This is a genomic window from Burkholderia sp. S171 (genome assembly GCF_009766085.1).
In the GTDB taxonomy this organism is placed as follows: Bacteria; Pseudomonadota; Gammaproteobacteria; order Burkholderiales; family Burkholderiaceae; genus Caballeronia.
In genome coordinates, this window is sequence record NZ_LMUF01000027.1 from 13,773 (window position 1) to 25,942 (window position 12,170).

The 12,170-nt window shown below is 60.5% G+C and carries 11 protein-coding genes; 3 read left to right on the plus strand and 8 right to left on the minus strand.

Features of this window, described 5'->3' with window-relative positions; translation table 11 throughout:
- Positions 1–192: 192 nt before the first annotated feature.
- The gene (locus GSQ93_RS13200) at positions 193–1,530 is read right to left on the minus strand and encodes an MFS transporter (protein ID WP_158936134.1); all 1,338 of its coding nucleotides are present in this window, start codon (positions 1,528–1,530) and stop codon (positions 193–195) included.
- Between the two features lie 260 nt (positions 1,531–1,790).
- Here GSQ93_RS13200 and GSQ93_RS13205 point away from each other — a divergent pair, with 260 nt between their 5' ends.
- Positions 1,791–2,813 carry an amino acid ABC transporter substrate-binding protein gene (locus GSQ93_RS13205; protein ID WP_158936135.1) on the plus strand — a complete coding sequence of 341 codons (1,023 nt, stop codon included), beginning with the start codon at positions 1,791–1,793 and terminating at the stop codon, positions 2,811–2,813.
- Between the two features lie 51 nt (positions 2,814–2,864).
- Here GSQ93_RS13205 and GSQ93_RS13210 read toward each other — a convergent pair whose 3' ends face one another.
- On the minus strand, positions 2,865–3,605 hold the full coding sequence (locus tag GSQ93_RS13210; RefSeq protein WP_174254613.1) for an OmpW family protein: 741 nt from the start codon (positions 3,603–3,605) through the stop codon (positions 2,865–2,867).
- 510 nt (positions 3,606–4,115) lie between these two features.
- On the opposite strand from GSQ93_RS13210, the gene GSQ93_RS13215 reads away from it, so the two are divergent.
- Entirely contained in the window at positions 4,116–4,970 is an 855-nt protein-coding gene (locus GSQ93_RS13215; RefSeq protein ID WP_158936136.1) for a helix-turn-helix domain-containing protein, read from the plus strand.
- 44 nt (positions 4,971–5,014) lie between these two features.
- Here the strand turns inward: GSQ93_RS13215 and GSQ93_RS13220 are convergent, their stop codons facing one another.
- From GSQ93_RS13220 to GSQ93_RS13235, 4 genes are all read right to left on the minus strand, one after another.
- Entirely contained in the window at positions 5,015–6,850 is a 1,836-nt protein-coding gene (locus tag GSQ93_RS13220) for an ATP-binding protein (protein ID WP_254073865.1), read from the minus strand.
- The gene (locus GSQ93_RS13225; RefSeq protein WP_158936137.1) at positions 6,820–7,332 is read right to left on the minus strand and encodes an oxidoreductase; all 513 of its coding nucleotides are present in this window, start codon (positions 7,330–7,332) and stop codon (positions 6,820–6,822) included. Before GSQ93_RS13225 ends, GSQ93_RS13220 begins: the two co-directional genes overlap by 31 nt.
- Before the next feature lie 8 nt (positions 7,333–7,340).
- A complete protein-coding gene (locus GSQ93_RS13230) occupies positions 7,341–8,978 on the minus strand; it encodes an ATP-binding domain-containing protein (protein WP_158936138.1) in 1,638 nt (545 codons plus the stop codon).
- Between the two features lie 157 nt (positions 8,979–9,135).
- Positions 9,136–9,807, minus strand: coding sequence for a glutathione S-transferase family protein (locus tag GSQ93_RS13235; RefSeq protein ID WP_158936139.1), 672 nt, complete (start codon positions 9,805–9,807; stop codon positions 9,136–9,138).
- 234 nt (positions 9,808–10,041) lie between these two features.
- On the opposite strand from GSQ93_RS13235, the gene GSQ93_RS37610 reads away from it, so the two are divergent.
- On the plus strand, positions 10,042–10,212 hold the full coding sequence (locus GSQ93_RS37610) for a hypothetical protein (protein ID WP_174254614.1): 171 nt from the start codon (positions 10,042–10,044) through the stop codon (positions 10,210–10,212).
- 76 nt (positions 10,213–10,288) lie between these two features.
- Here the strand turns inward: GSQ93_RS37610 and GSQ93_RS13240 are convergent, their stop codons facing one another.
- The gene (locus GSQ93_RS13240) at positions 10,289–10,702 is read right to left on the minus strand and encodes a response regulator (protein WP_158936140.1); all 414 of its coding nucleotides are present in this window, start codon (positions 10,700–10,702) and stop codon (positions 10,289–10,291) included.
- 414 nt (positions 10,703–11,116) lie between these two features.
- Positions 11,117–11,872, minus strand: a complete 756-nt coding sequence (locus GSQ93_RS13245; RefSeq protein ID WP_254073868.1) for an AraC family transcriptional regulator — start codon at positions 11,870–11,872, stop codon at positions 11,117–11,119.
- Positions 11,873–12,170: the final 298 nt, after the last annotated feature.

The window sequence follows — 12,170 nt, forward strand, 5'->3', positions numbered from 1 at the left end:
AGGCAGGGACGTATGCTGATTCCCCTGTCAGGAAATCCTTACGCCACCCGAAATGTGCTGTGGGGACAGGCAATGACTGGGGATTGCCGGCAAGGCAGTGCCCAGAGTGGGGACGAAAGGAGCCGGCCTTTGCAGGCTCCTTTCCAAGCGCAAGTTGAACGCCGTTCAAGCCCTTAAGACACGCGGCCCGCCCTAAGCGTGCCTCGAGCTTTCTTCAACAAGAGGCCCAGGCGCGTTTTCCAAAGCGCTGTCATGACGAAGCAGGAGGACCGCTGCCACGCCGACCAGCCCGGCCCCGGACAGGCACAGCAAGCCAGCGGCAAAACTGCCGGTACTGTCCTTGATCCACCCCATTGCATAGGGTCCGAAGAACCCGGCCAGATTGCCAAGCGAATTCACCGCGGCAATGCCGCCCGCTGCGGCTGCTCCTGAAAGAAACGAGGCGGGCAACGTCCAGATCACCGGCAGGCAGCCGAATATGCCGAAGCCGGCAATGGACAGCGCGATCATCTTCAGCACAGGATCATCCAGTGCCGTCGATGCCGCAATGCCACCGGCAGCCACCAGCAGCGGGATGGCCACATGCCACTTGCGCTCGAGCTTACGGTCGGAGCGGCGTCCCCACAAGATCATGCTGAACGCGCCTACAACATACGGCAGCGACGTCACAAGGCCCGTCTGGACATTGCCAAGGCCGAATCCTTTGACGATTTGCGGCAGGAAGAAACTCAGGCCGTAGTTGGTCGCGTTGGCGCCGAAATAGATGAGCGCGACGGCGAGCACCCGCGGGTTGAACAAGGCTTCGCGCACGCTGAAGGAACGCACGGCCTCCCGCTGCGCGCGTTCCTGGGCTTGCCGGGCCACGAGCCAGTCACGCTCCTCGGCGGCAAGCCAGGTTGCGTCGGCCGGTTTGTCGGTGAGATAACGCAGGACCACGAACGACAACAACAGGGCCGGCAACGCTTCAATCAGATAGACCCACTGCCAACCCGCGAGGGTCGCGAGTTTATCGAGGTTGAGCAACGCGCCGGAGATAGGGGCGCCTATCACGGTGGACAGCGGGATGGCCACCATGAAGTAGCCGACCACGCGAGCCCGGTACGCCGCTGGAAACCACAGCGTCAGCAGGAAGATGATCCCGGGGAAGAATCCCGCTTCCGCTATCCCGAGCAACACCCGCAAGGTGTAGAACACGTGCGCGGGCGAGAGCCCTGTCAGCCGCGAGATGTCGGGAATGAACGCCATGGCGCCGGCCAGGATGCCCCAGGTGAACATGATCCTGGCGATCCATCGGCGCGCACCGAACTTCTCCAGCAGCAGGTTGGACGGAACCTCGAAGAAGAAATAGGCGATGAAGAAAATCCCCGCGCCGAAGCCGAAGGCGCTTGAGGAAAACCCGAGGTCCTTATTCATCTGCAACGCGGCGAAACCGACGTTGACGCGGTCCAGGTACGCTATGAAATAACAAAGAATCAGGAACGGGACGAGTCTCTTCGTCACGCGTCCCAAAGTGCGGGTTTCGAGTTCCACAAGCCTTCCCCCAAGTCAGAGTTTTAAACGTCCATCGGCATCTTGCGCGGCATGTTCATACCTCTTTGCCGTAGAAAGCATAGTGCTCCTAAGGCGAAGCGGGAATTAGTATGTGCCCGTGGAACACTGATTAAAAATGAGAAGATGCGAGGCCGGCTAGTGGCAGAATTGGCCGAATGAGACGCAGCGTGCCCTGGATTCGGAAGAATCGTCTGCTGGCGCGCTTTAACCCGGTTGGAGGTTCCCCCAGGAGAAGGCACATGCAACGCGATCGGACAGCCGGGATTCGTGCCCCGGCCTGCGCCGTCCTGATGACGGGCGTGGCGAGCCTCGTGGGGCGCCTTGTGGGGCGCCTTGTGGGCCGCCTTGTGGTCACCCTCGCGGTCATCCTCGCGATCATCCCATCGATGACCGGCATTGCCCGCGCCCAAGCCAGTAGTCCTGCGCTTGCCGCGCCGGCCGCGCCCATGCATATCCGCATCCTTCGCGTACGGGAGGAAGTCATTCGCGAAAGGCGCTGGGATTTTCTGATCGCGGCGCTGGACCATACGACCCCGGCGTACGGGCCCTACGTTATTGATGTCTACTCCGAACCCATGTCAACGCAGCGCGAGATCGAGGAGGTCATATCTGGTCACCTGATCAATGTGATTGCGAGCGATCCCGGTCATCCCGACCTCAACGCACAGAGCATTGCGATTGCCATTCCTATTGACAAAGGTCTCCTCGGTTATCGGGTCGCGCTGATCCGGCGCGACAACCAGGCGCGCGTCAATGAAGTCAACGACATCCAGGGCCTTCGTCTCCTGAGTCTCGGCCAGGGTCAGGACTGGGGCGACGTGCCCGTCTACCGGTTCAACCGCATCCCCCTGGTCACGGCAAGCCACTACGATCAACTGTTCCCGATGCTGGTTCACCGCCGTTTCGACCTGTTTCCGCGCGGTGCGCTTGAGGTCACGCCTGAGCTCATTTCATTTCGAACCCAGTACCCCGAGATGGCGATAGATACCCATCTGCTGATTCGCTATGCCTATGCGCAATTCTTTTACGTCAACAAGTCTGATCCGCTGATCGCCCAGCGAATCAAGGACGGGCTCGAGGCAATGCGAAAGGATGGAAGTTTTGACGCGCTCTTCCGGAAGAGTTTTGGGCAAGCCGTTGCCGACCTGCATCTGGAACGGCGTGTCGTGATCGAGTTGAGCAATCCGTTTCTTCCGTCTTGGGTACCGGTCGAGCGCAAGGAACTCTGGCTCGATCCGGTCACGGCCGGCAGCCCCGATTGAGGCGAAGAGGTGGTGAGGCGAGGTGGCGAAGCAAAGCAGCGTAAACCCCGATCAGAACCGATACCCGACGGAAACAAACGAGATGATCGGATTGAGTTTGATCTTGGTGCTGCTGGTCACGGTGCCCAGTTTCGACTGCGTTGTCAGCGTGGCACGCGTTGACAACCACATATAAGAGAGCGAGGCATCGACCGACCAATGCTTGTTGATGTTGTAGGACAGCCCGGCGTTGATGACCGGCGCAAACGAACTGCTCAACTTGACTGTCGTCGGTCCCTCCAGCGCGACCCCATAGCTTGGGGAATACAGGAAACTGCCGCTGGACATGGCAGAACTCAACTTCACCCCGCTATACCAGACATACGATCCACCGGCGCCTAAATAAGGCCGCAGGTGGCTCTCCGCGTCATTGAAGTAATACTTCAGCAGCAGGGTCGGACTCCATTCATAAGCCGTCCCGATCTGCCCAAGCGACGAAAGCGATCCGCTCCCGGACAGATTGAACTTGGGTGGCACCCCGAGCACGGCTGTGGCAGCGATGTGATCGGTGATGAAATACGTCGCTGTCAGGCCGAACGTGTCCGCGCCATCTACCGATGCTCCCGTACCGGCTTCGGTCGTGCTCGTGCCAACGGCACTAACCGTTAGCGGCTTGCTCGAATCCTGCGGGGCGAGATGGAACCAGCCTAGGTTCGCCACAATGTCGCCCGCACTCTGCGCATGCGCGGCCGTACTGAACAACAACGCGGCCATGACGTTCACCGCGCCCAATACTCGTATCTGCATGCTCATGTCTCCTCCGTTTTATCCGATCCTGTTAGTGGATCTGGAGAAGATCTATGCGAACGATCGTACGAATAATTCGCTCTGCGATGGAGCAATACTTCTGGAATCTGGTAAGAATCCGAAACCCGATTTGTTGCCATTCGCGCCTGACACGGTGGCCGTAGTGCGAGCAGGAAAGGAACGGGTCCGGCCCAGAGCGTGTACCACATCGAATGAGGATTGACGCAGGCAATCGAACGGCCCGAGTAATCGGTCAAGCGTTCCAGGTTGCATCGGGCGGCTTCATGCAGCTATCCGATGCACGAGAACGTTTGCCAGACGCGAACCAATTACCGGCTCGAACGAGATCATATGTTCGCAACCGGTAACAAGCCCCGTCCTCGGCATGACAGATGTTTATCTTCGTAAGAGTTTTTCAAACCCGTCCTCTCTTACGCCTACAATACCCCCCGTTCCGTTTCGAATCCGCCTCACCGCCTTCAAACCCGCCACGCGCTTTTACCGGTCAGCAGCAGCATGGTCACTGAAACCTCATCCTCCGATTCCCTCGCAGTCGCCCAGCGTGTACGCGACCTGATGAATCGCCACGGCATTGGCAAGCGGCAGCAGACGGCCGAGCTTTGTCGCATCCTCGACTTGAGTTTCTCGCAAGGACATCGAAAGCTACGGGGCAACAGCCCATGGACGCTTGCGCAGATCCGCCGCGTGGCCGACGCGTTCGGCGAGCCTGCGTTGCAGCTGTTCGACGCGAAGAACGCCGACGTAGACGACACCGAGGGCACGGCTCAGGATGCCGTCCTTATGCTTGGCGCTATCGAGATTCCCTGTGTTGCGTGGATTGGCGACGCGCTCGAACCGGGCAGCCGCCCGGATTTCATCGCGCAAAACATGAATGGCCGCTGGCTCGTGACAACGCACGAGGGCGTGCTGCTGCACGCCGCTCACGATGTCCACAAGATCGAGATTCAGCCGCGCCGCACGGACATGGATAAACCGCTGATCGCGGTCGTGGACGACGATCAGACCTCAGCCGATAACCTCCACGATTATCTCGAACGTAGCGGTTTCACGGCGGTCGCACTGTACGGTCTCGAAGGGTTCTCACAAGCGCTGCAGACGCAAGTGTTCGACGCGGTAGTGATCGACTGGCTGTTCGGGGCGCATACGTCGGCCGATGCTATTCGTGCCGTGCGCAACTCCGACAACCCGGATGCGCCCATCTTCGTATTGACGGGCGAACTGACGACCGGCAAGGCGAGCGAGTCGGAAATCAGCGACATCATCCAGCGCTACAACGTCACATGCTTCGAGAAACCGGCGCGCATGGCGATCCTCGTGGCCGACTTGTCGAAGCGCTTGCAGCGGACCTGACTCTGAGCGTCAAATGAGCGTCCCATCGACGCCTCGCGCACCGCTCAATGTATCCGCCGTGTCGCCGATAACGCCCGCGCCAAGGCGCTTTTCAGCACTTCGTAGCGCACGGGTTTGAGCAGGTAATCGAAGAACAGGATGGCGGCGCTCGGGTCGACCAGATCCGGCGCATAGGCGCTCACCGCGATCACCGGCAAGCTCGCGCCCGCTGCCCGCCTTGCCCGGTACTCATTCACGAACGAGTACCCGTCCTTGCCCGGCATGTGCAGGTCGGCAAGGATCACATCCGCCTGATTGTTTTCGAGCCACGCGAGGGCGCTGTCCACGTCGGGCATTGCCAGGCTCGAATAACCCAGGTGCGCCAGCATTTCAGTCAGCGATTCGCGGATGGAATCGTGGTCGTCTATGACCAGCACGCGTGCTTTCTTCAACGGCGGCAAGTCCGCGGGCGCACGCTCGCGCTCGGGCATTCGTGCTACCGGTGCGGCGGGCAAACTCACGCGAAACGCGGCGCCCTGACCAACGTCACTCGACACGTTGACCACGCCCCCCAACAATTCGACCAGCCCGCGCACGACCGCGAGGCCCATGCCGGCGCCATCGAAACGCCGGGTAGTCGATGAATCGAGTTGCGTGAATTCCTTGAAGATCAGCGGCAACTGTTCGCGCGCGATCCCGGGACCCGTATCAATGACAGAGATATCAAGCCGTTCAAGCGAGCGTTCGAAACGCACATCGATTGAACCGGAGTCGGTGTACTTGATCGCGTTCGTCACCAGGTTGGTCACGATCTGACGCAGCCGGTGCTGGTCCGATTCCACCAGACCCGCCTCGCCCGCGAACTGCCCGCGCAACGCCAGGCCCTTCGCCACGGCCGCCGGTGTATTCGCGTCCACGATGGAGTCAAGCAGTTCCATGGGATCGAATACAGTCAGCCGCAATTCAAGCTTGCCGGCGCCGAGCCTCGCGAAGTCGGTCAGGTCGCGCATCTGTGCCTCAAGATGGCGTGCACCAGTTTCGAGACGCTGGATGATCTTGCGATCGCTTTCACTATGCAGGTTCAGTTCAAGCAGTTCCACCGATGACACAATGGCATGCAACGGCGTGCGCAATTCATGGCTGATCATGCCGAGAAACGCGTCCTTCGCCTGCGATGCTTCTCGCGCCGCGCGGGTGGCCTGATGTTGTGCTTCGAGCGCCGCGCGTTGCTGGTGAATCAGCCGCGAACGCCGGTAGCCGTTGAGCAGCAGCATGGCGGTGGCGACCATGGAAAGCAGCGCGAGCAGCATGCCCGCTGCGAACAGATAACGCCGCTTCGAAACGAAATCACGCGCAATGTAATCTCGCTCCGCCACGTCGACCACGCGGCGTCCGTTCGCCAGTTCGTTGACTGCATCCTGGTTCTGCCGCAATACGCCAATGATCTTCAGCGTGCGTCCAGGGTCCCCGTGCAACGAATCAATATCGGGTTCGATGGACTCGAGCGCCGCTTCCAGTTGCCGCAGGATTTCCTGTTGGCGGCCTCGCAAGGTGCCACGATCGGAGAGCATGGCGGTAGAAGCGGTGACAATGGCAAGCTTCGATTCAAGCACCTCGAACCGGAGCTGGATCTCGTCAGTATCGGCGTCGATCCCGCTGCGATACAACAGGATCTGGTTCGCAAAGCGGCCATACGCAATCTGGAATTGCGCACCGTCCCAGTAGAAACCGTCGTACGGCAGGGTAAGTTGCTGCGTGGTCTGGTTCGCCAGCAGGACCGAATACAGCACGTAGCCCACACCGCCGAGCGGCGGCGCAATGGCTGCCGCAACCAGCATCGCGATCTTGAAGCGGCGAAACGGCCCACGGATCATTTCACCACCATCGCTTTGATCTGCCACACGAACTTCGCCTCCGCGGCCGAACCACTCAACTCGGACGGATACGCGTCGCGCGGATAGATCAGGAACAATGGACCAAAGTTGCTGACAGTGAGGCGCACACCATTTTTGCTGTAGGCCAGAATCGCGCCGTAGCGCTCGGCTTCCTTGGCGCTCACCGTGTATGAATAGTCGTCGATCGTGCGCAGTTCGATGCCGTCGGCCTGTGCGTCCACGAGCTTCAGCACGTCACCCAGCAGCGGCCCGGCGAAAGTGGACTTTGGCGTCCAGGTGGTCGAGGTGGTAATTGTATGGACCGGCAGCTTCAGCAATTCGGCTTCGCTGATGTGATAGACGCTATGGTCCGGGTCGTTGGTGCGCCCGATCAGGCCCTGCACGTCCAGCGTCAACGGAGCCGCGCTCGCGGCAAGCGGCAACAAGGCGAGCAGCACCAAGGCAAGCCGCGAAGGCGCGAGCGTTCTCAAGACTCGCGGTTGTGTCATGGCGGCGGTCAATGCTGTTCGTCGAAAGCGTGCGCCGCACGTTCGGACGCCACCACGATCAACTTCATGGTGGCACGCGTCGCGCCCACAAAAAACTTGCGCGCGACCTGTTCGTCGAATGTGTCGAAGTCGACTTCAGTCAGGATCACGCACGGCGCCGACTGTCCCTTGAACCGGTAGATCGATTCGAGCAGCACGTCACCTTCCCGATATTCCGGATTCCCGAACAAATCGTAACTGCCCGTGAAGCTGCGCAAGCGATGCGGCCCGAGCTGGTCGACCGACGTCAGCACCGAGCCTTCACGTCCGCGAAAGGACAATACCGCGATGTCCTGCTTCCGGTAGCCAAGTGCCAGCGCCTGGGTAATCGCCCGCTTGGTTGCCTCGATGACTTCGTCGGGGTGGCCGTTTTCGTAAGTGGAGAGACTGACTTCGGAACCATCGAACGGACTGCCCGCATCGAGCCGGACGTCGCGTCCGACGATCCGCCGGATGTACGCCAGCAAGTCGCGCGGACTGCGATAGTTGGTGGTCTCGCGCAACGTGGTCCAGCCAGGCAGCGGCACCGGGTCGCGGAAATACAGGTTCTGCATGGGATCTTCGAGCCACCACCATGCGCCGTCTGGTTTCAGCAAACGAGCCAGCGCGTCCACCCAGGCCGCCTGAAAATCCTGGCCCTCGTCGATAATCAACACGTCGAACTTCCAGTGCTCCGCAATCTCGACGTTTGCGAAACGCTCCTCCAGCGTAGCGAATACGTTCGGCTGGCTGAAGTCCGGCGGGGTACCGGCATCGCGCGTCACGCTTGCGCTGAGCTGGTGATAGTTGGCAATGCGCGCTTCGGGCGGCGCGACCAGGCGGATGTGATCGGCGAGCGGCCGGTTGAAACACACGTACAGCACGCTGCGGCCCTTCGCCACTGAGTCGCGCATGACCTGCACCGCCAGTTGCGTCTTGCCCGAGCCGGCCGTACCAATCACGCGCAGCCTGAACGGCTGGAATTCGAGCCGGCGCGCCCACGTGGCGAGCCCTCCCGAGAGCCGGGTAACGAGCATGTCGGCCTGACCGACCAGCGCGTTGGTATCAGGCGTGAGGGCGAGTTCGTCGGAGAGAAAATGATGGATCCGCGCCGACGCTTCGAAACGCGGCTCATTCGGTGGCAGGATATCCAGCACGACCGACGGCAGCTTCCCCTTGCGGCTGGCATCGACAATGCGTGCTTCAGGCACGCCTGCAATGGACGCATCCTTCACCGTGTAGTCGGGGCAATACAGCAGCTCTTCAATCCGGTACGTGCCCGCGCCGAATGCGGCCGTGAAGCGGCGGTGCAGGTTCTCGAGCGTCCGTGCAAGCTGGATGGCGACGTTGCGCTCTTTCTGCATGTAGACCTTCATCAGGCCCGCGGGCGTCTCGCGCAGGAACCCCGCCTTCTGTTCGATGACCAGCACCCGGCCCGACGGCGCGACCACCACGAAGTCCGCTTCGCCGAACACCGAAAAACCTTCGTTGATGCGGGTCCAGTGAACGCCGTGATACACGGTGTAGTCATCGGGGAGTTTTGCGAGGAGCGCCAGCGTGTCGAGTTCACGCACGGCAGCGCCGGTCGCTTCCATATTCTTCCAGTCGTCGGGGACGATTCGAGCCATGCTTCGCCTTCGCGCCTAAGTGCGTGTGAATGCGTGTAAATGCGTGTATGCGTACACGCGCCGGAAAGGCCTGATTCAAGCAGGATTCCGGGAGCCAGCGGCCATTGTACGCAAGCCGCAGGGCTGTCTCGGGTCGCGTCCTGGGTCTGGTCCTGGGTCAGTCTGCGAAATCGTATTTTCCGCCACGCTGCAACGCGCGCTGATAGGCCGGACGCTCGTGAATCCGCTTCACGAAAGCCGCTACGTGGGGCAGCTTCTTCGCACCCGCACGCTGGATTCCGGCTTCAAGCGGGAAGCTCATTTGCACGTCGGCGGCGCTGAAGGAATCGCCGGCGAACCATTCGGACTTCGACAGCTCGCTCTCGATGAAGCCGAAGTGCAGTTTCAATTGCGGATCGATGAAACTGTCCTGCATAGTCTGCGCGATCCGGCGCGCGATAGGCTTGACGAAAAACGGCATGGGCGCGCTGCCAATGCGCAGCGCCACCAGCTTGAGCAACAGCGGCGGCATGGCGGAACCTTCGGCGTAGTGCATCCAGTAGTTATAGCGAAGGCGCTCCGGCGTGGTCCCGTGCGCAGGCGCGAAACGCCCTTGTCCATAACGCTCGTTCAGGTACTCGATGATCGCGCCGGACTCGGCGATCGTCTGGCCATCGTCCGTGATGACCGGCGACTTGCCCAGCGGATGCACGGCGCGCAACTCAGGCGGCGCGAGCATGGTGTTGGGATCGCGCTGATAACGCTTGATTTCGTAGTCGACGCCCAATTCTTCCAGCATCCAGAGCACGCGTTGTGAACGAGAATTGTTGAGGTGGTGAACGATAAGCATGGAAGATTGCCGTAGGGGTTTAAATCCGGAGTTGGAGTCCGGGGTTGAAGTCCGGACGCAAACGCGCCAAGAATACAACATGGCCGCGTACGGGCGTTCGTATTCACACCGAGGTTATCCTCGGTTTTGTGTCAAATTCATGGGTTGAGGCCCGCTTTGTGCAACGGGCATGATCGAACGTGAGTTGCCGTTCCCCGCTGCTCCCTGATCAAAACAACGCAAAAGGACAATTCAATGACCCTGGTTATTTATCTGTTGGGCTGGCTGATCCTGATCGGCGGCGTGTCATGGGCGCTGGTCGCCATGCATGTATCGCAACATACCATCATGATTGTCGACGTGATTCTGCTGGGTATTGCAGTCATTACCGGCGCCACCCGCGCGCGCAGCCGCGACCGGTCATAGGACCGTCATCCAGCGTCACCGGCACGCAGGGCTCAAACGTCCTGCGTGTCTTGGCGGCCGCTACAGGCAACGCCAGCTAGGACAGTACGCGCGCGCTAAGGGACTGCTGAATCAGCTTCACGAGCGCATCGGGATGCGCAGGTTTCATCATGAAGTGCTGGAAGCCTTCGCCGATGCTTCGCAAGCGGTATTCGTCGCCGTCGTGGCCTGTCAGGGCAATCGCTATCGATGGCGTCAGATTGCCTCGAATCTCATGATCGCGCAGGCGCTGGATCAGGTAGAAACCATCCATCATCGGCAGGTCGATGTCGCAGATGACCGCATCGGGCAACTCCCGGATTACCGTCTCGGCGCCCTCTTCCGCGTCCGCCACGGCGACGACTTCCGCGCCTTCTTCCTCCAGCAGCATTCGCAGTGACTCCCTGCTCTCCAGGTCATCTTCGATCAGCACAATCCTGGTATGCCCCAGTCTCGCTACTTCATTCATCATTATCTTTTCTAACAGCCCAAACAGGATTCCGGTGCCAATGTCGCGGCTCTCGCGTCTCACTCACTGCGGACCTTGCGGCACGACGGCATGAGATCCATGCGGCACCGTGTGATCTGCCGCGCGCGCCGGTGTCGAACGTCGCGCGGAGTAAATTTCAACGGGCGGAGTATGCCCCATTGCATGGTCGACCACACTTGCAGCAAAAAACAGACCGAGCGCAGAAACAGCATGAGGAACAACGGCGAAAGTCCCTCTGTGTACGGCTTCGCGCAAACCCTAATAGGTTCGGGGTTGCTCCGCGCGAAGACTTATATCGGCCGAGTGCTGGCCAGCATTTGCCACCACACGGGTAATTTTTTACCCGGCTTTTTACCCAGCGCGCCGTTTTGAAAGTTCAGACTAATAACGCCAATATCACAGTGAAAGTTTTCCTGCGGCATGCGTCGCCGGATGGGCCACGACTTGATGCGAGCGCAACAGCGCGCGATATTCGGTCGGCGTCAGGCCCACGGTCGCCTTGAATTGCCGCGTGAACGCACTGTGGTCGGTGTAGCCGCATAACGCCGCTACGTCGGTCACTTTGTCGTGCGTGAACAGCAGCGCCGTAGCCGCATCGAGCCGCGTCTTGAGCAACACCTGACGCGGCGTCAGATGAAAGACCTTGTGGAAATAACGCTCGAGCTGGGCAATCGACATGTTCGCCATCGCCGCGAGATGCGGCATGTTCAGCGGCTGGACGAAGTTGCTCTGGATATGCTGGACAACAGCGGCGAGCCGGCTGTAAGCCGGATGCGTCCCCTCGTCCGCCTGCAAGTCGCGCGAGATGCCGGCGAGACCGACGACCGTGCCGTGTGCATCGTGGAGGGGTTGCTTGGACGTCATGCACCAACCCGGCTGGCGCGCCGGGTAGAGATGCAGTTCGAGCTGGTCGATCATCGGGTTGCCTTGCGCGATGATCGACTGGTCCTGCGCCGTATAAATGCGGCCAAAGCGTTGCGGGAAAACTTCTTCGGCGGTCTTGCCGAGCAGTCCCAGCTTGTCCTTCAAGCCGCAGCGCGAAGCCAGAGCACGGTTCACCAGGGCGTAACGCGCCTGCGCATCCTTTACGAAGAAAACGATATCGGGCATCGCGTCGAAGACCGGTTCCAGCAGCCTGAAATGCTGCAGCATGGCCTCAAGCGTGGCAGCGCCGGCGGGTGCCTGCAGTGTTGCGTGCAAGGCGGGGGGAGCGGCGCCGTGTTCGGGTTCAGCATGCGCCGGACGGTCCGTCGTAATGGTCATTCGCGTCTCGCTGGCGTCGTCGGGGTCCGCACGTGCCGCCCATGCCACGTAGGTCACGTGGTATGGGCGCGCACCGCGCTGCGCCCGATTATAGAGGCGAGAGGCGTCCGTCAAAATTGGTGTTGACGACAGGGATACTTGGCGGGGATCAGCGGAAAAATGCGCGGGGGGCGCGTTGCACCTACCG

Coding starts and splice junctions, on each gene's coding strand:
- GSQ93_RS37610 (WP_174254614.1), top strand. CDS start 10,042: ATGACCCTGGTTATTTATCTGTTGGGCTGGCTGATCCTGATCGGCGGC.
- GSQ93_RS13210 (WP_174254613.1), bottom strand. CDS start 3,605: ATGAGCATGCAGATACGAGTATTGGGCGCGGTGAACGTCATGGCCGCG.
- GSQ93_RS13225 (WP_158936137.1), bottom strand. CDS start 7,332: ATGACACAACCGCGAGTCTTGAGAACGCTCGCGCCTTCGCGGCTTGCC.
- GSQ93_RS13240 (WP_158936140.1), bottom strand. CDS start 10,702: ATGATGAATGAAGTAGCGAGACTGGGGCATACCAGGATTGTGCTGATC.
- GSQ93_RS13205 (WP_158936135.1), top strand. CDS start 1,791: ATGCAACGCGATCGGACAGCCGGGATTCGTGCCCCGGCCTGCGCCGTC.
- GSQ93_RS13235 (WP_158936139.1), bottom strand. CDS start 9,807: ATGCTTATCGTTCACCACCTCAACAATTCTCGTTCACAACGCGTGCTC.
- GSQ93_RS13215 (WP_158936136.1), top strand. CDS start 4,116: ATGGTCACTGAAACCTCATCCTCCGATTCCCTCGCAGTCGCCCAGCGT.
- GSQ93_RS13230 (WP_158936138.1), bottom strand. CDS start 8,978: ATGGCTCGAATCGTCCCCGACGACTGGAAGAATATGGAAGCGACCGGC.
- GSQ93_RS13245 (WP_254073868.1), bottom strand. CDS start 11,872: ATGCTGCAGCATTTCAGGCTGCTGGAACCGGTCTTCGACGCGATGCCC.